Below are 20346 nucleotides of genomic sequence, written 5' to 3'. Positions count from 1 at the left end.
GACCCGCGGACCTGCTCGTCACGGTGCTGGCCGTCGTGGTGGCGGCGCCCACGCTCCTGCCGGGCTGGGTGCTCCACCGCGACCTGGTCGTCCTCGGCGGGGACCAGGTCCTGACGGCCGAGGCGCTGGGCTGGGGTGACGGCCTGCCCCGCCAGGTCCCCCTGGACCTGGCGACCTGGGCCTGGGGGGCCGTGCTGCCGTGGCCGTCGTGGGCCGCGGCGGTGCTCCTCGGCGGTCTGCTCGCTGCCGGCTGGGGGTGCGTCCGGCTCGTCCCCGCCTCGCTCGCGCCGGCGTGCGCCGCCGGCGCGTGGGCCGTGTGGAACCCGTGGGTGGCCGAGCGCGTCGCCCTCGGCCACCTGCCGCTGGTGCTCGCCTACGGCGCCCTGCCGTGGGTCGCGCTCGGCACCTACCGCGCCATCGCCGACCGGGCCGCCCGCTGGCCGGTGGTGCTCTGGTGCGCCGCGGCCTGCCTCACGCCGTCCGGGGCGGTGCTGGCGGCCGGTGCCGTCGCGGCCGGTGCGCTCGCGGCGGGGCCGGGCCGGCGCGGCGCGCGCCGGCTCGTGCCCGTCGCCCTAAGCGTCGCCGCGCTGAGCGCCCCGTGGGTCGTGGCCGCCCTCGTCCACCCCACGGGCACCGATCCGGACGCCGAGCGCGCCGCGGCCGGCTTCGAGCTCTTCGCGGTGCTCCCGCAGGTGGCGGGGTCGGCGGTGCTGACCGTGCTCGGCCTCGGGGGGTCCTGGAACAGCGCGGCGTGGCCGGACAGCCGCGGGACGGTGCTGGCAGGGGTCGGTACCGCCGTCGTCGTCGCGGCGCTCGTCCTGGGCGCCCTCGGGGCCGTGCGCTGCGTCCGCCGTCGGTTGCTGGTCGTCGCCGCCGCGGTCGCGGTGGCATCGCTCGTCGTGTCCGTGCTGCCGGGGGCCGGCGTCGCCCGTGACGTCGTCGCGCGGACGGCCACCGTGCTGCCCGGGGTGGAGCTGCTGAGGGACGGTCACCGCTGGCTCGCGCCGTTCGTCGCGGTCGTCGCGGTGGCGGTCGGCTGGGCCGTCCACCAGGTCGCCGGCCGGGCGACGTCGGCACCGCTCGCCGGACGTCCCCTGGCCGCAGGCGCTGCCGCGGTCGTGCTGGCCGTCAGCGTCGTCCCGGACCTGGCCTGGGGGGCCGCCGGCCGGGTGGTGGCCCAGCCGCCGCACCGGGACTGGGCGGCGGTGCGTCAGGCGGTGACGGCGGACGGCGGGGCGGTGCTCGTCCTGCCGTGGCAGTCCTTCCGGGCCGGCGGCACGTCCGGGGAGCCGTACCTCGACCCCGCGCCCCGGCTGCTGCCCGGCCGCGTGCTGGTCTCCGACGAGCTCGTCGTGGCCGGCCGCTCGCTGGGGGCCGAGGGGCCGGTGTCCCGCCGGGCGGCTGCCGCGCTGTCCGACGGGCGTCTGACGGCGGCGGAGGCGAGGTCGCTCGGGGTCGGGTGGGTCCTCGTCCACCGGCGCGCGGGGGAGGTGCCCGACCTGCCGCCGGGTCGTCCCGTGGTGGAGGGCGAGCGGTTGCTCCTGCTGGACCTGGGCACCCCGCTCGGGGGACCGGCCGCCGCGGGCGGCCCGCTGGCGGGGTCGGCACCTCGGGTCGCCGCGGTGCTGCTCGGTCACCTCGCCGCGGCCGGCGCGGTGCTCGGTGCCGTCGCCGCCGGGCTGCTGGGCCGTCGACGGCGACGGGCCGGGTCGGCCGGCACCTGACGGCGACGTCGGCGGGACCACGCACCGAGACGGTCGAGGTGTTTCCTGTGACGAGGTGTCCCCGCAGGTCAGGCGGTGTGTCGTTTGCACTCCCCTCCGAGGTGACCGGCTGGTAACTTGTTCGCCAGGTGCCCAGGGAGGGTGCTGACGAGGAGGGTCACACGTGCGTTTCCTGTCGTTCCGCAAGACCACCGATGCCGGCGAGATCGCTGGCGGCATCCTGGCGGTCGTGGCCGCGGTGGTGCTGGGTGCTGGTGCCGCCGTGTCGGCGAGCGTGGCGATCGTGCAGTCCGCGTCGCAGGCCGAGCAGGACCAGCCCTCCGCGCCGGAGCCCCTGGTGGAGTACGGCGACCGCTGACGCGTCGCCGCACGCCGACGAGGCGCCCGACCGATCCGGTCGGGCGCCTCGTCCGCGTCCGCGTGCACCTCGCCGACCGGCTGGTCGGCGTGCACGTCGCCGACCGGCGACCTCGCCCGCGGGAGACGGCGGCGGCGTCAGCGCGTCCGGCGGCCGGAGCCGCGCGCGGCCCGGGTCGGCAGCGCCGCCGGGTCCGCCTTGCGGTCACCCGAGCCCACCGGGCGCTCGTCGACCCCTGCGGTGGCCACCTCGTCGGTGCCCCGGTCGCGGACGTCGACGACCCAGCCGGACGGGCGCGACCCGTCGGTCGGGGTGGCGGTCCGGGTGGTCTGCGTCGGGTCCGTGCCACGGACGTGGGACTGGCCGTGGGCGGCGCGCAGCAGCACCTGCAGGAAGGACGTCGCCGCCCCCCGCCAGGTGAACTGCCGGGCGTGCTCGGCGGCGGCGGTGCCCATCGCGTCCCGCAGGGCGTGGTCGCGCAGCAGGTGGCGGGTCGCGTCGAGCAGCCCCTGCTCGTCGTCAACGAGGACACCCGACTCGCCGTCGACGATGGACTCGCTGAGCCCACCGGCGGTGGAGTAGGCGACCGCGGGCACCCGGTGGACGGCCGCCTCGACGACCATCAGGCCCCACCCCTCCTTGAGCGACGGGGCGAGCATGAGCCAGGACCGGGCGAGCACGGCGTGCTTGGTGCTCTCGTCGACGAAGCCGTGCAGCTCCACGGCGTCCTGGACGCCGCAGCGCTCGACCTCGGCCGCGACCTCCGGCTTCCACCAGCCCTCGCCCACGACGCTGAGCGTCACCGGGACACCCTCGGCACGCAGGGCCCGCACGGTGCGCACCGCGTGCTCCACCTGCTTGTGCGGCACCAGCCTGCCCAGGACGACCAGGTGCGGGTCGGGGGAGCGGGTCCCCGCCCGGGCCGGCGCGGGGGCGGTCCCGTTGTGCACGACGGCGACGTCCTCGCGCGCCACCCCCAGCTCGACGAGCTCGTCGCGGGTGACCTCGGAGACGGCCACGTACTGGCACCCCCGGTGGACGCGGGGCGAGACCCTCGACTCGAGCCACCAGCCCAGCCGCGCGCCGAGCGGCCCGAGGACGACGCCCCACTGCTCGCGGTGGACGTGATGCACGAGGACCACCACCGGGCAGCGGGCGACCAGCCGCGCGAAGAACGGCACGCCGTTCTGCACGTCCACGACGACGTCGGGGCCGCGGCCGGTGAGCCGGGCCAGCAGGAGCCGGAGCAGTCCCATCAGGTAGACGGTGTACCGGCCGCCGGCGTGGCGGAGCACCACGTCACCGCGCCGCGACGTCCGTCCGGACCCAGCGTGCCGCGCGCACCAGATCTCGACGTCGCAGCCGTCGGCGGCGAGCCAGCCGGCGACGTGCTCGAGGTACTGCTCGGCCCCGCCGCCCTCGGGGTGGGTGGTGTCGCGCCAGCTGAGGAACACCACCGACAGCCGGCCGTCCGCTCGTGCCACCTCGTGCCACCTCGTTCCCGTCGAGCCCGTCCCGCCGGCCTGGCCCGGCGGGGACCACCGTCCGGCGTGTCCGTCCGGGCGAAGATAGACGTAACCTCCCGTCACTGGCTACCCATCGGTAACCTCCATCTCGTGACCGCGAGCGATCCCACCCGACCGGCGATGCCCGCCCTCCCGCCCGCCGGGTCCCTGGCCAGGAGCGTGGCGCTGCTGCGCGCGTTCCGGCGCGAGCAGACCGACCCCGACCACTTCTACGGCGTGCTGGCGACCGACTCGGTCCGCGAGGTCGAGCGCTTCCACCCCGTCCGCGGCTCCATCGTCCTGGACGTCGGCGGCGGCCCGGGGTACTTCCGCGACGCGTTCACCCTGGCGGGGGCCCGGTACAGCGGGCTGGACCCCTCCGTCGGTGAGCTGTCGGCCCGCGGGGACACCGCGCCGGGGATGCTGCGGGCCTCCGGGACGCGGATCCCGGTCAGCGACGCAGCCGTCGACGTCGCGTACTCCAGCAACGTCCTCGAGCACGTCGCCGAGCCGGAGGAGATGGCCCGCGAGATGGTCCGCGTGACCCGCCCCGGCGGTCTGGTCTACCTGTCGTGGACGACGTGGCTGTCGCCCTGGGGCGGCCACGAGACCGCTCCCTGGCACTACCTCGGTGGGCGCCGCGCGGCGGACCGGTACGCCCGTCGGCACGGTCACCGCCCCAAGAACGACTACGGGACGTCGCTCTTCGCGCTGTCGGCCGGCCGGATGCTCACGTGGGCACGCCGGTGTGCCGACACTGAGGTCGTGTCCACCTACCCGAGGTACCACCCCGCCTGGGCGCGCTGGGTCGCGCACGTGCCGGGCCTGCGCGAGCTGGCGTGCTGGAACGTGGTCATCGTGCTGCGGCGTCGATGAGGAACCCCCTCACGGAGCAGACCGGGACCCTCATCCCGCAGGCGGGTGACCCGCCGGGCGCCACCGACGGCGCCGACGGCACGGAACGGGTGAGAGCCGTCGCCCGCCTGGTGCTGGTGTCGCTGGCCCTCGTCGTCCTGGCCTTCCGCCAGGCGCCGGGGCGGACGCTGCCCGACACCAAGCTGGACCTCGTCGCCGACCCGTCCGGCTGGCTGCTGTCGGCCGCGCACCTGTGGGACCCCGGCAACGCCTTCGGGCAGCTGCAGAACCAGGCGTACGGCTACCTCTTCCCGATGGGCCCGTTCTTCTGGCTGGGCGACGTCGCCGGGATGCCCGAGTGGGTGGTGCAGCGGCTGTGGTGGTCGCTGCTGACCGTGGTGGCCTTCCTCGGGCTGGTGAAGGTCGCCGAGCGCCTCGGCGCGGGGTCGCCGTGGACGAGGATCGCGGCGGGGGTGCTCTACGCGCTCTCGCCGCGCATCCAGGCCGAGCTCGGCACGATCTCGGTCGAGTCGTGGCCGGTCGCCCTGGCCCCCTGGGTCCTCCTGCCGCTGCTGCGCCCCCGCTCGCCCTGGCGGGCGGCCACCGCCTCGGGGCTGGTCGTCCTGTGCCTGGGAGGTGTGAACGCCGTCGCCAGCGGCGCGGCGCTGGTGCCCGCCGGGCTGTGGCTGGTCACCCGCAGGCCCACCCGCCAGGCCCTCGGCCTGCTGGGCCGGTGGCTGCTGTGCGTCGTGCTCGCCACCGCGTGGTGGGTCGGGCCGCTGCTGCTGCTGGGCCGCTACAGCCCTCCCTTCCTCGACTGGATCGAGGACGCCACGGTCACCACCCGCGGGGCGAGCCTGTACGAGGGTCTGCGCGGCACCAGCCACTGGCTGCCCTACCTGGCCGACGGGGGAGGGCCGGTGTGGCCGACGGGGTGGAACCTGCTGTCCCAGCCCGTGCTCGTCCTGAACACCACGCTGGTCGTGGTCCTGGCCGTCGTCGGGCTCGCCCACCGCCGCGCTCCCGAGCGCGGCTACCTCGTCACCCTCGTCCTCGTCGGCCTGGCGCTGCTGACGCTCGGGCACGTCGGCCCGGGAGGCGCGTGGTACGCCGAGAGCGCGCGCGAGGCGCTGGACGGGGTGCTGTCGGCGGCCCGCAACACCCACAAGTTCGACGTCGTCGTGAGGCTGGGGCTGTGCCTCGCGCTCGCGCACGGCGCCACCCGCGTCCGGGTGCCCGGGGCGCCGGCGCAGCTGGTGCGGCCCGTCGCCGTCGTCGCCACGGTCGGTGTCGCGGCCGTGGTCGCCGGGGCCACGGCCCCGGCCCTGGGCGGTGACCTCGCTCCGCGCGGGTCCTACGAGGAGATCCCCGGCTACTGGCGCGAGACCGCGCAGTGGCTGGACGCCCAGCCGGCCCCGGGCCGGGCCCTCGTCGTCCCCGGCGCCTCCTCCGCCGCGTTCACCTGGGGCACGACCGCGGAGGAGCCGCTGCAGCCGCTGATGGACCGGCCGATGGCGGTGCGTGACATCGTGCCGCTCGGCGCGGCCGGCTCCCGGCGCCTCATCGACTCCTGGCAGGTCGCCCTGGAGTCCGGGCGCGGGTCGCCGGGTCTGCGCGAGGTGCTCGCCCGCTCGGGCGTCGGGTTCGTCGTCCTGCGCGCCGACCTCGCGGCGTCCACGGACGCTCCCGTCCCGCTCTCCCTGCGCCAGGCGCTCGTCGACAGCGGCCTGCAGCCCGTCGCGGCCTTCGGCCCCCTCACCGGCAGCACCCTGGAGGGTGCGGACCAGACCGTCCAGGACCGGTTGCTGCAGCCGCAGCAGGCGGTCGAGGTGTGGGCGGTGGGGGACGTCGCCGAGCCGTTCGAGCTGCTGGCCCTCGCCGGGTCGCTGCGCGCCTCCGGCGGACCGGAGGACCTGGTCTCGCTGGCCGAGTCCGGGTTGCTCACCGACCGCGCCGCCTTCCTCGGGGACGACGGGGCGCAGGTCCCCGACCCCACCCCGGTCTCGGTCCTGACCGACGGCCTGCGCAAGCGCGAGACCGCCTTCGGCCGCAGCCGCGACAACGCGTCGCCGACGCTGACGGCCGACGACGAGGGCAGCCAGGGCCGGGCGGTGCGCGAGGCCGTGGAGGACGACGCCCCGCACCTGGCCACGACGGCCGAGGCGGTGGGCTTCGCCGGGGTGCGGACGTCCTCGTCCGCGGCCGACGCCGGGGCGACCCGGCGGACCGGTCCCGGCGACTCGGGGTGGGCGGCGCTGGACGGTGCGCCCGGCACGCGGTGGGTGTCGGGGACCTACGCCCGGGTCGAGGGTGAGTGGATCGAGGTGCGCCTCGACGCGCCGGTCGACCCCGGGACGATCCGCCTCGGCCTGGAGCGCACCCAGCCGGGTGCCGCGCGCGTGACCGAGGTCCGCGTCGAGACCGACGCGGGGGTCCTCGTGTCGACCCTGGAGCCCAGGGACGGGATCCAGCAGGTGCCCGTGCCGGCGGGACGCACCGAGCGGATCCGGGTGGTCGCGCACCGCGCCACCGGCGGCGTCCCCGCCGGGGTGGCCGTCACGACGCTGGAGGTCCCGGGCGTGGAGACGGGGCGGACGCTGCGGATGCCGGCGGAGCCCGCCCGCGGGCCGCTGTCCCCGGTCCCCGCCGTCACCGACGCGATCCTCCTGCGCGCCGGAGCGCCCGGCCGCGACGCCTGCATGCTCCTCGGGCAGCGGCCGCTGTGCAGCCCGTCGCTGCAGCGCGCGGGGGAGGAGGACGCGGGGCTGGACCGCACCTTCGAGCTGTCCGCCACCGGCGCGTACAGCCTCACCGGCACCGTCCGGACCGTCCCCGGGCCGGCGCTGGACCGGTTGCTGGACGGAGCGGGCGCCATCACGGCGAGCGCGTCCTCCACGTGGGTCGACGCCGTCGCCGCCCGGCCCGGGGCCGCGGTGGACCGCGACCTCGGCACCGGCTGGGTGGCCGCCGAGGACGACGACGCGCCGACCCTGACCCTGGTGCTGCCCGAGGAGCGCGAGGTCGAGGGTCTGCAGGTCATGCGCGACGCGGCCCTCGCGGCGTCGCGTCCCACCCGGCTGCTCGTGGCGGCGGGTGGCGAGCCCGTCGAGGTGACCGTCGACGAGGAGGGGTACGTCGAGCTGCCGCCCACCGCGACCACCCGGGTGGAGGTCACCGTCCTGGAGTGGGACGCGATGACCTCGTTCGAACGGGGCACCGGGTACGCCAGCGAGCTGCCACCCGGCGTGTCGGAGCTGCGGGTGCTGGGTGCGGACGACCTACGCCGCGCGCTGGACCCGGAGGCCTCCGTGGCCGTTCAGTGCGGCTTCGGGCCGGACGTCGAGCTGGACGGCCGGCGCCTGCGCACCGAGGTCGTCGGGTCCGTGGCCGACGTGCTCGCCGACCGGCCGCTGACGTGGCGGCGCTGCGACGCGAGCAGCCGCGCCCTCGAGGTCGAGGCGGGTGAGCACCGGCTCGTCGCCCTCGCGTCGGCCGAGTTCCGGCCGGACACGCTGCTGCTGTCCCGGGACGTGCCCGTCCTGCCGCCCGCCCCCAGGCCCGACGTCGAGGAGGTGCGCACCTCGCCGACCCACGCGCTCCTCGACGTCCCGCCCCGCGGTGAGCGCACGGTGCTGACGATGCCCCAGAACCACAACGCCGGCTGGCGCGCGGAGGCGGACGGCGAACCGCTGGCCGCGGTGCGCGTGGACGGGTGGCGGCAGGGCTTCCTCCTGCCCGCCGGGGACGCCGTCCGGGTGGAGGTGGTCTACGGCCCGCAGCGGGCGTTCCTCGTCTTCCTCGGCGTCGGGGGACTGGCGGCGCTCGCGCTCGTCGCGACGGCGGTGGTCGCCCGGCGGCGCGCCGGCACGGTGCACCGCCACCGGGCCCCGGGAGCCGCGGGGGACCTGGGGAGAGGGCTGCCGCTGCCCGCCGCAGCACCGCGGGTCGCCGTGCTGGCCGGGCTGGCCTTCGTCGCGGTGGTCGGTGGGCCGGTGGGGGCCGTGGCGGCCGGTGCGGCCGTGGTCCTCACCTCGCTGATCCGGTTGGGCCTGCTCGTGCGCGGCGGGCACACCGGGGTGGAGCGGGTCCAGACGGTGCTGGCGGCGGCCGCGGTGCTCGCAGCGGGCGTGCTGGCCGCCGCGGCCACCTGGCCGGGTGGCGCGGCGGGCCGTGACTCCGCGGTCGTTCAGCTGCTGGTGGCGCTGGCGCTCGCGCTGGTGGTGGTCAGCGGGGCCGACCGCCGCCGCGAGCCCCAGCGCATCACGGGACGCTCGACCCAGCGGTAGCTGGCGGCGGCCAGCAGCAGGCTCACGGCCACGGTGGGGACCCACAGCAGCCAGAAGTCGCCGGAGAACACCTCGTGGTCCAGCAGCCGCTGGACGGCGAACAGGACCGCGAGGTGGTAGCAGAACACGCCGTAGGAGACGTCCCCGAGCCAGCGCGCCGGACGCGAGGACAGCACGACGGTGGACAGCGGGACGGGTCCGTCGGTCCGGGGCTCACGTCCGTCGGCGATCGTGGCCGGCAGGACGACCAGCGCGCCGACGACGGTGTACAGCAGGGTCTTGGTCCCGGCCTCGAAGGGCGTCGGCGGGGTCAGGTCGTACGCGCCCGCCACGGGTGTGCACGCGAGAAGGTAGACCAGCGCCGCCGCGCCGTAGCAGTAGCCCGGCATCCGGGCGACGTCCAGGACGACGGTCGCCGGCAGCAGCCCGCGGTAGGAGGACTCCCGCCACCAGGCCAGCAGCATCCCGGCGGCGAACCACCCGACGTACGAGGGGAGCCACAGGTTCCACTCCGACGGTCCGCTGACGGTGGCGACGGCGTGCACGACCGCGCCGCCGACGAGGGTCGTGGCCAGCAGGCCGTGCGTGACCAGCAGCGCGCGGTCCCGGCTGCCGGGACGGCGGCCCGGCAGCAGCACGGTCACGAGCAGGGGGAGCAGGAGGTAGAACGCCACCTCGGTGGACAGGCTCCACATCTGGGCGAGCCCGAGGATCTGCGGCTGGCCGTCGTAGACCTGCAGCAGGAGCGCGTGCAGCACCCACTCCCTGCCCGGCGGAGGGAAGTCGCGCGGCACCACGACGGCGGCGAGGAGGAGGGCCAGCCAGTAGGCGGGCAGGATCCGCAGCGCGCGCTTGAGCAGGTACCTGCTCCACGGCTCCGACGCCGTCCCGTCGAGCGCCGCCACGACGTGCGGGCGGTAGAGCAGGAAGCCGGAGACGACGAAGAACAGGGCGACGCCCACGTCCAGGCGGGCGAGCGGGCCCGCCAGGGGGCCGTTCAGCGCCGCGCCGGACTGGAACCCCACGTGCGTGGTGAGGACGGCGAGCGCGCCGACGGCGCGCAGGCCGTCCAGCACGGGGAAGCGGCCGGTGGCGACCGGGGTCCCGCTCACGGTGCCGGCCTCGGCACGCCGACCTCGAGCCCCCCGACGCAGAGGTTGACGTCCTCGGCCAGCCCGGTGACGACCACCCGGTCCCCGGAGGCCGGGCGGGTCGACTGCAGGACCGAGGTGCCGAGCCCCGCGGGCCAGCTCCGCGACGGGGCGGCCAGCTCCACCGTCCCGGCCTCGCCGACGAGGTCGACCCTCACGTCCGGCTGCGGGTTGGCCAGGTAGTCGAGGTGCGCGAACCACGTGCCCTCGGCCAGCGGGGCGTCCAGCGGCAGCGTCACGGACCGGGTCCCCTGGACGAGGAACGGGCAGTCGCCCTCGCGCGGGGGCACGGCCCGCGCCACGGTGTCGAGGTAGGAGTCCCGCAGCTGACCGGCGTCGTCGAGGACGAGCGGCGTGGGCTCGGAGCGGTTGTACTCCAGGGGCAGGTCCGTCAGGCCCAGCACGTCGGAGGTCAGCCGGTTCTCGGCGATGATCGGGATCACGCCGCCCGGCACGGGGGTGTCGTACAGGTTGACCGTCTGCCCCCATCCCTCGATGTGGGTGACGGCGTTGCGCAGCCACACCCGCGTCAGGCTGTCGTCCCAGCGCACGGCGAAGCCGGTGGTGCTCACCGCGGCGGCGAGCAGCCACGTGACCAGGGCCGGGACCAGCGTGCGCATGCGGCGCAGCAGCTGCTCGGGCGTCAGGTCCGTCGGGGTGAGCACCGCCGCGCACCAGGTCACGACGGGCACGAGCAGGAGCGTCAGGTCGGACCAGTAGTGGTAGTGGCGCAGCAGGCTGTCGCCGAACGTCTCCAGCCGCCCGGCGGCCACGACGACGACGGTCGTGGCGACCCACACGAGGACCGCGGCCCACCCGATCAGGGTCCGGGGGTCCTTGCGCGCGGCGAGCACGGCCAGCAGCACCAGCGCGGCGGCGCCCAGCGCGCTGGCCGTCACCGGCGGGTCGGCGAGGGAGAACGGCGGCGGGTCGGCCGCGGTCCAGCGCCAGGGCCCCGCGACGGCCGCGGGTGCGAGCACCTCCCACAGGGCGGAGCCGACGAGCCTCAGCTGCGTCGTCCACGGGGGGAGCTCGGGTGTGCTCGACGGCCCCCCTCCGGTGGCGTACGACCAGCCGAACCCGGCGACGCTGACGAGTGCCGCGGCGGTCGCGGCCCACCACCGGCCTCGGGCGGGGTCCGGCCGCCGGCGCAGCGGCCCGAGCCACAGCACCAGGCCGGTCAGGACGACCAGGCCGCCCTTCTCCCAGCACAGGAGCACGACCGCCAGGCAGGCCGCGATGCCGGGGAGCAGGAGCAGGCGGCCGGTGTCCCGGTAGCGCACCAGCAGCACGAGGCCGAGGGCGCCGAACACGTGCACCGGCAGCAGGTTCGAGGCGCTGGACAACGAGGAGAACGACGGCACGAGCAGCGGGGACGCGGCGTAGGCGACGACCCCGAGCAGCGCGACCGGGCGCCGTCCGACCACGAGCACGAGCAGGTGCAGGACGAGCAGCGTGGCGGCCAGCTGCAGGACGCTGCGGGCCACGACCGTGGTCGTCCAGTCCAGCGGGGCGACGTTCGCCGACAGCCAGTAGGCGAGGCGCAGCCCCGGGACGAGGTGGTCGTTGAGCCGGGTGGTCAGGTACTCGCCGTCGAGCGGGACGCCCTGGGCGGCCGCGAGGTTGTCCAGGTCGTCGGCGTACCAGAAGCCCCGGTAGGCCACCACGCCGAGCAGCAGCGACTGGACGACCGCGACCAGCCCGCCCGCGAGGTACACGGCGCTGCCGGCCCGCACCGGGTCGCGCAGCGAGGCCACGACCGTCCGGGTGGCCTCCGACCAGGTGGGTGTCCTCGTCGCGGACGGTGACCGGCCGTCCGCCGCCGCGCTCGCGTCGCCCGGGGCGGCCGTCGACGCCTCCGCCGGGCTCGCCGGGTGCTCGGTCGAGCGACCTGAGGTCTGCTCGGCCGGCGAGTCGGCCAGGGGTGCGGGCACGTGCTGCTCCTCGGTTAGGCGACGGCCACGGTGAAGGGGCTGACGCGCAGGCTACTGGCTGGTAGGTTCCGGCGACAGGTCCAGGCGCAACTGCCGGACACAGGTACCCGGAGTGCTGCCTCGGCACCCGACTTGGTGGAGGACTCATGCGTCGTGTCGTCGGGCTGGTGCTCATCGGGCTGGGGGTGGCTGCCCTCGTGATCGCACCGCTGCTGCGGTTCGTCGTCGCGCCCGCGATGATCAAGGCCCCGCTGGACCAGTACAGCGTCACGGTGTCCCAGGCGGACGACGCCACCTACCTGAACCTGGGCGAGCTGCGCGTCGAGGAGGGCCGCACGATGGTGGCGACCCGGACGGTGAAGGGTGACGCGCCCGCCGGTGACGGCGACACGGCCGTGTACGACGTGTTCGTGAAGGTCATGGACCCCGAGCTCCCCGGCAGCGGGGAGGACCAGCTCGTCACCGCGTCGACCGACCGCGTCGCCTTCGACCGCCGCACGTCCGAGGCGGTCAACTGCTGCGGCGAGGCGGTGAACGGGGAGCCGGTGGAGCACGAGGGCATCGAGTACAAGTTCCCCTTCGACGCCGAGCAGCGGACGTACCAGTACTTCGACATCAACATCGGCGAGGCGACCGACATGGAGTTCGTCGCCGAGGAGGAGCTCGAGGGCCTCACGGTCTACAAGTACGAGCAGGTCGTGAACCCGACCCGCATCGCCGAGCTCGACGTCCCGGGCACGCTGCTGGGCGACGCCGAGGGCACCGTCGAGGTCGGCCGCTACTACTCCGTGGTGCGCACGGTGTGGGTCGAGCCCACGACCGGGATGATCCTCAAGGGCCAGGAGCAGCAGTACTCCACGCTGCGTGACGACACCGGCCGCGACCGCCTCGTGATCACCGACGCCGACCTCGTCTTCACGGACGAGACCGTCGCCGAGCAGGCGGAGGTCGCCAAGGGCAACATCCGGGACGCCTCGCTGGTCACCACGTGGGGCCCGCTCGCGGCGCTCGTCCTCGGGCTCGTGCTGATCGGACTCGGCGTGGTGCTCGTGCGCGTCCCCCGCGACCCGGGCCGGCGGACGGCCGCGCAGGACCGCGAGCCGGCGTACGCCTGACGTCCGCGAAGGCGCCCGGTGGTCGGCCCGACCACCGGGCGCCTTCGGGTCCACGGGCGGGCGCACCCGCGCCGGCACGGGCACTCAGTCCGGGACGACGAAGAACTGCGGGCGGTACAGCCTCGTGTCGGCGAGGACGTCGTCGAAGTCGAGCGAGTTGCGGCTGATCGACCCGAGGTGGCCGCCGGTCACGGGCAGGTGCGCGTGCCCCATCGCGAGGTAGGTGATGACGTCCGGGTCCGGGTGGGACGTCGGTGCGGGCAGCACCTGCCGGGTGAACGGCCCGGTGGGCCGGTCGGACGTCCCCGTGACGACGTGGGTGCCGAGGAAGTCGTTCTCCTTGGTCACGTAGCGGAACCGCCCGTCCGGTGTCGGGTGCACGGAGAAGGCGGTCGACCAGCCGGCCGGGGCGGCGTCGACCACGGCCGCTGACGCGGCCGGGTCGCTCGTCCACCGGGCGCCGTCCCAGTACTCCCAGGCCGTCACGTCGCTGAGGGAGCCCTCGTCGACCCGCGCCACGTGGACGGCCCGGCCGAAGTGCAGGGGGGCGTCGACGCGCCGGGACCCGTAGACGTAGTGGTGCCCGTCGTGGGTGACCACCGCGGTGCCCCACAGGGGCTGGGTGTCCGGCGAGCCGGTCGAGGGGGTCGCGACGGTGCGCTCCCAGCGGGGGACGCCGCCGTCGCGGGGCAGTGTGAACACCGCCGCGTCCGTCCCGGCCAGGGTGAAGCCGTGGCTGCCGCCCCCGGCGCCGCGCACGTGCAGGCTCAGCACGACGAGCCGGTCGCCGTCCACGACCGCGTGCTGCGGCCACCACCAGCTGCCGTCGGCCGCGTCGGGGACGACCGGTCCGCCGTCGGGCCCCGTCACGGGCTCGAGGCAGCCGCCGTCCTGGACGACGAAGGAGCTGTGGACCATCCGGGCGCCCGCCGCGTAGGCCCCGTCGGCGTCGGCGACCCCCTGCATCGTGTCGCCGAACAGCCACAGGACGCGCCCGTCCGGCAGGCGAGTGCTGGTGGCCTGGTCGCCGCCGGCCCAGCCCGGCCCCTGCAGGTCGTCGAACATCCGCTGGTACCCGGCGGCGTCGGTGGGCGCGGGGACCGTGCAGGTGCTCGCGGCCGGGGCGGGCGCCGGAGCGACGGCGCGCCCGCGGACGGGGCGCGGGCGGGCGTCGCGGGGCCGGACGGCGACGGCGTTGGCGACCTGCGCCGGCACCCCACCGACCCGGGGGCCGGTGGAGGCCCGGTCCGGTGGCACGGTCGCGGCCGCCGCCGAAGCGCGCGCGTCGGCGGTGACGGCGCCGGTCGTGAGGAGGACGGCGGTGGCGGTCGCAGCCGCCCAGGCTCGTACGCGGACGGTGCGGGAGAGCACGGGAGGGACCTCGTTGCGTCGGGGGCGTCGTCCTGCGTCCCTTCGGCACGTGCCGGAGCCACCTGAGCGGAACGTCGCCAAAAGCGACAGAAGGTGACGAAGCGCACGCCGGCGTCGCGTCGGTCCCCGGAGCGCTGCGCCCTCAGGTCCGCCGGCAGCAGAAGATCGCCGTCCCCGGTATGAGGCGTCCCCGCAGCGGGCTCCACCCGCCCCACGTCCCGACGTGACCGGCGGGCCAGCGTGGCTCCACGAGTCGCTCGAGGGTCAGCCCGGCGCGCACGAGCTCGTCCACGCGCTCGCCGAGCGTGCGGTGGTGCTCGGCGTACAGGACCCGACCGTCCGCGCCCGTCTCGACGTAGGGGGTGCGGTCGAAGTAGGAGTACCGCGCGGTCAGACCACCCTCGCCGGGGTCGTCCGGGAACGCCCAGCGGATCGGGTGGGTGACGGAGAACACCCACCGCCCACCGGGGCGCAGCACGCGCGCCACCTCCGCCATCACGGCGGCGCTGTCCGCCACGAACGGGACGGCGCCGTAGGCGGAGCAGGCGAGGTCGACGCTGGTGTCCGCGAGGGGCAGCCGCGTCGCGTCGGCCTGCAGCAGCGGGGTACGGGTCCCGGTGCGCCGGTCCAGCGTGCGGGCCTGCGCCAGCATCCCGGCCGACAGGTCCAGCGCCACCACCCGGGCCCCACGCCCGCGCAGCCAGCGCGCGCACTGCGCGGCGCCGCACCCGACCTCCAGGACGTCGCGCCCGCGCACCTCGCCGAGCAGCCCGGCCTCGGCCTCTCGCAGGCCCTCCGGACCCCAGACGAAGTCGTCGTCGCCGAGGAACGCGCCGTGCTCGGCGAGGTAACCCAGGGCCTCCCTGTCCCACCACCCGCGGTTCGCGCGCACGGACTCGACCTGCCCGCTCGCCCGGTACCCGGCGGCCGCGACCCCCTCACCGTGGGTGACCTCGTCGGAGGCGGGCGCGACGTCGTCGGGGCCGGTCACCCCACCAGCGTGCCACCCCGGCGTCGAGGCGACCGGAGCGGCCGACGGCGACGTCGCGGGGGCACCCAGGAGGAGCGGGCGCCGCGCTTTGACCCCCGTCACGCAGCGTGGGTAGGCTGCCACGGAGCACGCGTGTGCTCGTTCGCGCGCGTGCGCACCGTTCCAACCTGCCCACCGACGACGCCGCGTCGTCCAGACACCCAGTCCGCATCGGAGCCCTTCCTACATGACCACCACCACCGAGACGTCGAGCAACCGCACCCCGCAGGTCGCCGTCAACGACATCGGCTCGGCCGAGGACTTCCTCGCCGCCATCGACGAGACGATCAAGTACTTCAACGACGGGGACATCGTCTCCGGGACCATCGTCAAGGTCGACCGCGACGAGGTGCTGCTCGACATCGGGTACAAGACCGAGGGGGTCATCCCCTCGCGCGAGCTCTCGATCAAGCACGACGTCGACCCGTCCGAGGTCGTCGGCGTCGGCGACGAGGTCGAGGCCCTCGTCCTCCAGAAGGAGGACAAGGAGGGGCGCCTGATCCTGTCCAAGAAGCGCGCCCAGTACGAGCGCGCCTGGGGCACGATCGAGAAGATCAAGGAGGAGGACGGCGTCGTCACCGGCTCCGTCATCGAGGTCGTCAAGGGCGGCCTGATCCTCGACATCGGCCTGCGCGGCTTCCTGCCCGCGTCCCTGGTCGAGATGCGGCGCGTCCGCGACCTGCAGCCGTACGTCGGCCAGTCGCTCGAGGCGAAGATCATCGAGCTGGACAAGAACCGCAACAACGTCGTCCTCTCGCGCCGCGCGTGGCTCGAGCAGACGCAGTCCGCGGTCCGCCAGAACTTCCTGCAGACCCTGCAGAAGGGCCAGGTCCGCAGCGGCGTCGTGTCCAGCATCGTCAACTTCGGTGCGTTCGTGGACCTGGGTGGCGTCGACGGCCTGGTGCACGTCTCGGAGCTGTCCTGGAAGCACATCGACCACCCCAGCGAGGTCGTCGAGGTCGGCCAGGAGGTCACCGTCGAGGTCCTCGACGTCGACATGGACCGCGAGCGGGTCTCCCTGTCGCTGAAGGCGACGCAGGAGGACCCGTGGCAGCAGTTCGCCCGGACCCACGCGATCGGCCAGGTCGTCCCGGGCAAGGTCACCAAGCTCGTCCCGTTCGGCGCGTTCGTGCGCGTCGAGGAGGGCATCGAGGGTCTCGTGCACATCTCCGAGCTGGCCGTGCGCCACGTCGAGGTCCCCGAGCAGATCGTCAACGTCAACGACGAGATCTTCGTCAAGGTCATCGACATCGACCTCGAGCGTCGCCGGATCTCGCTCTCCCTCAAGCAGGCCAACGAGGGCGTCGACCCCCAGGGTGAGGACTTCGACCCGTCGCTGTACGGCATGGCCCAGGAGTACGACGAGGCCGGCAACTACAAGTACCCCGAGGGCTTCGACCCCGAGACCAACGAGTGGCTCGAGGGCTACGAGACGCAGCGCGAGGAGTGGGAGCGGCAGTACGCCGAGGCCCACGCGCGCTGGGAGGCCCACAAGAAGCAGGTCGACGAGGCCCAGCGGGCCGAGAACGAGGCGGTCACCGAGGGTGCCGCCACGCCGACCTCGTACTCCTCGGGCTCGGCGCCGGCCGCGCCGTCGGCTCCGGCTGCCGCCCCGAGCGGTGAGGGCACCCTCGCCTCGGACGAGGCGCTGGCCGCTCTGCGGGAGAAGCTCACCGGCAACGGCTGAGCCGACCGCACGCCGACCAGCCGGCTCGCGCCGGCTGGTCGCGCGGGTCGATCTGCCGAACGGACCCCGCCGACCCCTGGTCGGCGGGGTCCGCTGCGTGTGGGCTCGTGCGCGCCGTCGGCCCCGCGCGCCCTGCGCTGCGCGCGCCGTGCGCTGCGCGCCGTAGGCTGCGCGCCGTGCTGAGGGTGGGACTGACCGGAGGTACCGGCGCGGGCAAGTCGACCGCCGCGGCCCGGCTCGGGCGCCTCGGGGCGGTGGTCGTCGACGCCGACGCCCTGGCCCGCGAGGTCGTGGCTCCGGGGACGGCGGGGCTCGCCGAGGTGGTCGAGGAGTTCGGGGACCGGGTGCTGGCCGCCGACGGGTCGCTGGACCGCGGCCGGCTGGCCGCGTTGGTCTTCGCCGACCCCGACCGCCGCCGCGCGCTGGAGGCCGTGACCCACCCGCGGATCGCCGCCCGCACCGCCGAGCTGGTGGCCGCCGCCCCCGCGGACGCCGTCCTCGTGCACGACGTGCCGCTGCTCGTCGAGAAGCGGATGGGCCCCGGCTACCACCTGGTGGTCGTCGTGGACGCCCCGCCGCAGGTGCGGGTCCGGCGGCTCGTGGCCTCGCGCGGGATGGGCGAGGACGACGCGTGGGCGCGGGTGCGCAGCCAGGCCACGGACGCCGAGCGCCGGGAGGCCGCCGACGTGCTCCTGCCCAACGCGGCCGGCCCCGACGAGTTGGCCGCGTCGGTGGACCGGCTGTGGGGGCAGCGCCTCGTGCCGTTCGAGCGCAACGTGCGGGCCGGCGTCCCGGCGGCCCGTGACGCCGTCCCGCCGGTCGTCCAGGCCGACCCGACGTGGCCGCAGCAGGGGCGCCGGCTGGCGGCGCGCGTGGCGCTCGCGGCGGGACGGGGCTCGGTCGTGCGCCACGTCGGTGGCACGGCCGCGGGGCGTCCCGGCCCGGACGTCATCGAGCTCGAGGTGACCCCCGGGGCGGGGGAGCCGGCCGCGGCGCGTGCGGCGCAGGACGGCCTGCTCGACCCGGTCGGCGCGCTCGCCGGTGCCCTCGCCGCGGCGGGGTTCGCCCCCGTCCCGGGCGCGGAGGGCCTCTACCGCAGCTGCGACCCCGGGCGGCCTGCGGACCTCCGCGTCCTCACCGGCTGACCGGCCGACGGGCTCGCCGCGTGGCTGTCGGTGGCGCGGCATACCGTTGACCCATGCGTCCCAGCACCGACCTGCAGCGCCGCGTCGCGCCGTTCGAGGTCGTCTCCGAGTTCTCGCCCTCGGGTGACCAGCCGGCCGCGATCGACGAGCTCGCGCGCCGCGTCCAGGCGGGGGAGGAGGACGTGGTCCTGCTCGGCGCGACCGGCACGGGCAAGTCGGCCACGACCGCCTGGCTGATCGAGCGGCTGCAGCGCCCGACCCTGGTGATGGCGCCGAACAAGACCCTGGCCGCCCAGCTGGCCAACGAGTTCCGCGAGCTGCTGCCCAACAACGCGGTCGAGTACTTCGTCTCCTACTACGACTACTACCAGCCCGAGGCGTACATCGCCCAGACCGACACCTACATCGAGAAGGACTCGTCGATCAACGACGAGGTCGAGCGGCTGCGGCACTCGGCGACCAACTCGCTGCTCACCCGCCGCGACGTCGTCGTGGTCGCCTCGGTCTCGTGCATCTACGGCCTCGGCACCCCGCAGGAGTACGTCGACCGGATGGTGCGCCTGCACGTGGGGCAGGAGGTCGAGCGCGACGACCTGCTGCGGCAGTTCGTGCAGATGCAGTACACGCGCAACGACCTGGCGTTCACGCGCGGGACCTTCCGGGTCCGCGGCGACACCGTCGAGATCATCCCGGTGTACGAGGAGCTCGCCGTCCGGATCGAGTTCTTCGGCGACGAGATCGACTCGATCTACACCCTGAACCCGCTCACCGGCGAGGTCGTGCGCGAGGAGCAGGAGATGTACGTCTTCCCGGCGACGCACTACGTCGCGGGGCCGGAGCGGATGGAGCGCGCGATCGCCGGCATCGAGCTGGAGCTCGCCGACCGGCTCGCCGAGCTCGAGCGGGGCGGCAAGCTGCTCGAGGCCCAGCGGCTGCGGATGAGGACGACGTACGACGTCGAGATGATGCGCCAGGTCGGGTCGTGCTCGGGCATCGAGAACTACTCCCGGCACATCGACGGTCGCGGCGCCGGGTCGGCCCCGAACACCCTGCTCGACTACTTCCCCGACGACTTCCTGCTCGTGATCGACGAGTCGCACGTGACGGTCCCGCAGATCGGCGCCATGTTCGAGGGCGACATGTCGCGCAAGCGGGCGCTGGTCGAGCACGGTTTCCGGCTGCCCAGCGCGATGGACAACCGGCCGCTGCGGTGGGAGGAGTTCCTCGAGCGGATCGGCCAGACCGTGTACCTGTCGGCCACTCCCGGCGACTACGAGATCGGCCGCGCGAACGGGGTCGTGGAGCAGATCATCCGGCCGACCGGGCTCGTGGACCCGGAGGTCGTCGTCAAGCCGACGAAGGGCCAGATCGACGACCTGCTGCACGAGATCCGCGCGCGCTGCGAGCGGGACGAGCGGGTCCTGGTCACCACGCTCACCAAGAAGATGGCGGAGGACCTCACGGACTACCTGCTGGAGCAGGACGTCCGGGTGCGCTACCTGCACTCCGAGGTCGACACGCTGCGCCGGGTCGAGCTGCTGCGCGAGCTGCGCCAGGGCGAGTACGACGTCCTGGTCGGCATCAACCTGCTGCGCGAGGGCCTCGACCTGCCCGAGGTGTCCCTCGTCAGCATCCTGGACGCCGACAAGGAGGGCTTCCTGCGCTCCGACAAGTCGCTGATCCAGACCATCGGGCGCGCGGCGCGCAACGTGTCCGGCCAGGTGCACATGTACGCGGACACCGTGACGCCGTCCATGGCCCACGCCATCGAGGAGACGAACCGCCGGCGCGCCAAGCAGATCGCCTACAACACCGAGCGGGGGATCGACCCCACGCCGCTGCGCAAGCGCATCGCCGACATCACGGACCTGCTGGCCCGCGAGGACGCCGACACCGAGTCCCTCCTCGGCGGTGGCGGCCGGCAGCAGTCCCGCGGCAAGACGCCGGTCCCGGGGATGGCCTCGCGCGGCGGGGACGGCAGGCGCGGTGACCGCCTCGCCGCCGTGCCGGCCGCGGACCTGTCGGACCTCATCCAGCAGCTCACCGACCAGATGCACACCGCGGCCGCCGAGCTGCAGTTCGAGCTCGCCGCGCGCCTGCGCGACGAGATCGGGGACCTCAAGAAGGAGCTGCGGCAGATGCAGCGGGCCGGTCACGCCTGACGGCGCGACCGGGCCCGGGAGCA

Annotated in this window: 13 protein-coding genes; 8 read left to right on the top strand and 5 right to left on the bottom strand. The window is 75.2% G+C overall.

Translation table 11 applies throughout. The features are described 5' to 3' along the window. Window positions 1–23 precede the first annotated feature (23 nt). Entirely contained in the window at window positions 24–1724 is a 1701-nt protein-coding gene (locus ACYVQV_RS01410; RefSeq protein ID WP_461021464.1) for a hypothetical protein, read from the top strand. Between the two features lie 163 nt (window positions 1725–1887). Continuing rightward, entirely contained in the window at window positions 1888–2082 is a 195-nt protein-coding gene (locus tag ACYVQV_RS01405; protein ID WP_461021463.1) for a hypothetical protein, read from the top strand. A gap of 137 nt (window positions 2083–2219) precedes the next feature. On the opposite strand, the gene ACYVQV_RS01400 is transcribed toward ACYVQV_RS01405, so the two are convergent. Beyond that, window positions 2220–3566 (bottom strand): glycosyltransferase family 4 protein, encoded by a 1347-nt coding sequence (locus ACYVQV_RS01400; RefSeq protein WP_461021462.1) that lies wholly within the window; start codon window positions 3564–3566, stop codon window positions 2220–2222. Window positions 3567–3728: 162 nt separating this feature from the next. Between ACYVQV_RS01400 and ACYVQV_RS01395 the strand changes: the two genes are divergently transcribed. Together ACYVQV_RS01395 and ACYVQV_RS01390 are read left to right on the top strand one after the other, a co-directional pair. After that, complete coding sequence (locus ACYVQV_RS01395) at window positions 3729–4463, top strand: class I SAM-dependent methyltransferase (protein WP_461021506.1); 735 nt, start codon at window positions 3729–3731, stop codon at window positions 4461–4463. Then, on the top strand, window positions 4460–8728 hold the full coding sequence (locus tag ACYVQV_RS01390) for an alpha-(1->3)-arabinofuranosyltransferase domain-containing protein (RefSeq protein WP_461021461.1): 4269 nt from the start codon (window positions 4460–4462) through the stop codon (window positions 8726–8728). The genes ACYVQV_RS01395 and ACYVQV_RS01390 overlap by 4 nt, the downstream gene beginning before the upstream one ends. On the opposite strand, the gene ACYVQV_RS01385 is transcribed toward ACYVQV_RS01390, so the two are convergent. Both ACYVQV_RS01385 and ACYVQV_RS01380 read right to left on the bottom strand, forming a co-directional pair. Beyond that, window positions 8629–9840 carry an acyltransferase family protein gene (locus tag ACYVQV_RS01385; RefSeq protein ID WP_461021460.1) on the bottom strand — a complete coding sequence of 404 codons (1212 nt, stop codon included), beginning with the start codon at window positions 9838–9840 and terminating at the stop codon, window positions 8629–8631. The two genes, ACYVQV_RS01390 and ACYVQV_RS01385, sit on opposite strands and share 100 nt — an antisense overlap. Continuing rightward, window positions 9837–11813 (bottom strand): hypothetical protein, encoded by a 1977-nt coding sequence (locus ACYVQV_RS01380; protein ID WP_461021459.1) that lies wholly within the window; start codon window positions 11811–11813, stop codon window positions 9837–9839. Before ACYVQV_RS01380 ends, ACYVQV_RS01385 begins: the two co-directional genes overlap by 4 nt. 146 nt (window positions 11814–11959) lie before the next feature. Here ACYVQV_RS01380 and ACYVQV_RS01375 point away from each other — a divergent pair, with 146 nt between their 5' ends. After that, window positions 11960–12928 carry a PorA family protein gene (locus ACYVQV_RS01375; protein ID WP_461021458.1) on the top strand — a complete coding sequence of 323 codons (969 nt, stop codon included), beginning with the start codon at window positions 11960–11962 and terminating at the stop codon, window positions 12926–12928. Between the two features lie 84 nt (window positions 12929–13012). On the opposite strand, the gene ACYVQV_RS01370 is transcribed toward ACYVQV_RS01375, so the two are convergent. Both ACYVQV_RS01370 and ACYVQV_RS01365 read right to left on the bottom strand, forming a co-directional pair. After that, a complete protein-coding gene (locus ACYVQV_RS01370; protein ID WP_461021457.1) occupies window positions 13013–14299 on the bottom strand; it encodes a DUF4185 domain-containing protein in 1287 nt (428 codons plus the stop codon). Between the two features lie 142 nt (window positions 14300–14441). Continuing rightward, window positions 14442–15290, bottom strand: coding sequence for a class I SAM-dependent methyltransferase (locus tag ACYVQV_RS01365; RefSeq protein ID WP_461021456.1), 849 nt, complete (start codon window positions 15288–15290; stop codon window positions 14442–14444). Window positions 15291–15516: 226 nt separating this feature from the next. Between ACYVQV_RS01365 and rpsA the strand changes: the two genes are divergently transcribed. The 3 genes from rpsA to uvrB all read left to right on the top strand — a co-directional run bounded on the left by rpsA (window position 15517) and on the right by uvrB (window position 20323). Next, window positions 15517–17016 (top strand): 30S ribosomal protein S1, encoded by a 1500-nt coding sequence (rpsA, locus tag ACYVQV_RS01360; protein ID WP_461021455.1) that lies wholly within the window; start codon window positions 15517–15519, stop codon window positions 17014–17016. A gap of 176 nt (window positions 17017–17192) precedes the next feature. Then, window positions 17193–18161, top strand: coding sequence for a dephospho-CoA kinase (gene coaE, locus ACYVQV_RS01355; RefSeq protein WP_461021454.1), 969 nt, complete (start codon window positions 17193–17195; stop codon window positions 18159–18161). A gap of 53 nt (window positions 18162–18214) precedes the next feature. Next, window positions 18215–20323, top strand: coding sequence for an excinuclease ABC subunit UvrB (gene uvrB / locus ACYVQV_RS01350; RefSeq protein ID WP_461021453.1), 2109 nt, complete (start codon window positions 18215–18217; stop codon window positions 20321–20323). Window positions 20324–20346 lie beyond the last annotated feature (23 nt).

Source organism: Thalassiella azotivora, from assembly GCF_054781695.1.
This window is presented reverse-complemented; position numbering and strand designations above follow the sequence as displayed.

What these genes read in the sequence shown, in the direction of transcription:
- ACYVQV_RS01390 (WP_461021461.1), top strand. Translation starts at nt 4,460, where the DNA reads ATGAGGAACCCCCTCACGGAGCAGACCGGGACCCTCATCCCGCAGGCG.
- ACYVQV_RS01395 (WP_461021506.1), top strand. Translation starts at nt 3,729, where the DNA reads ATGCCCGCCCTCCCGCCCGCCGGGTCCCTGGCCAGGAGCGTGGCGCTG.
- rpsA (WP_461021455.1), top strand. Translation starts at nt 15,517, where the DNA reads ATGACCACCACCACCGAGACGTCGAGCAACCGCACCCCGCAGGTCGCC.
- uvrB (WP_461021453.1), top strand. Translation starts at nt 18,215, where the DNA reads ATGCGTCCCAGCACCGACCTGCAGCGCCGCGTCGCGCCGTTCGAGGTC.
- ACYVQV_RS01375 (WP_461021458.1), top strand. Translation starts at nt 11,960, where the DNA reads ATGCGTCGTGTCGTCGGGCTGGTGCTCATCGGGCTGGGGGTGGCTGCC.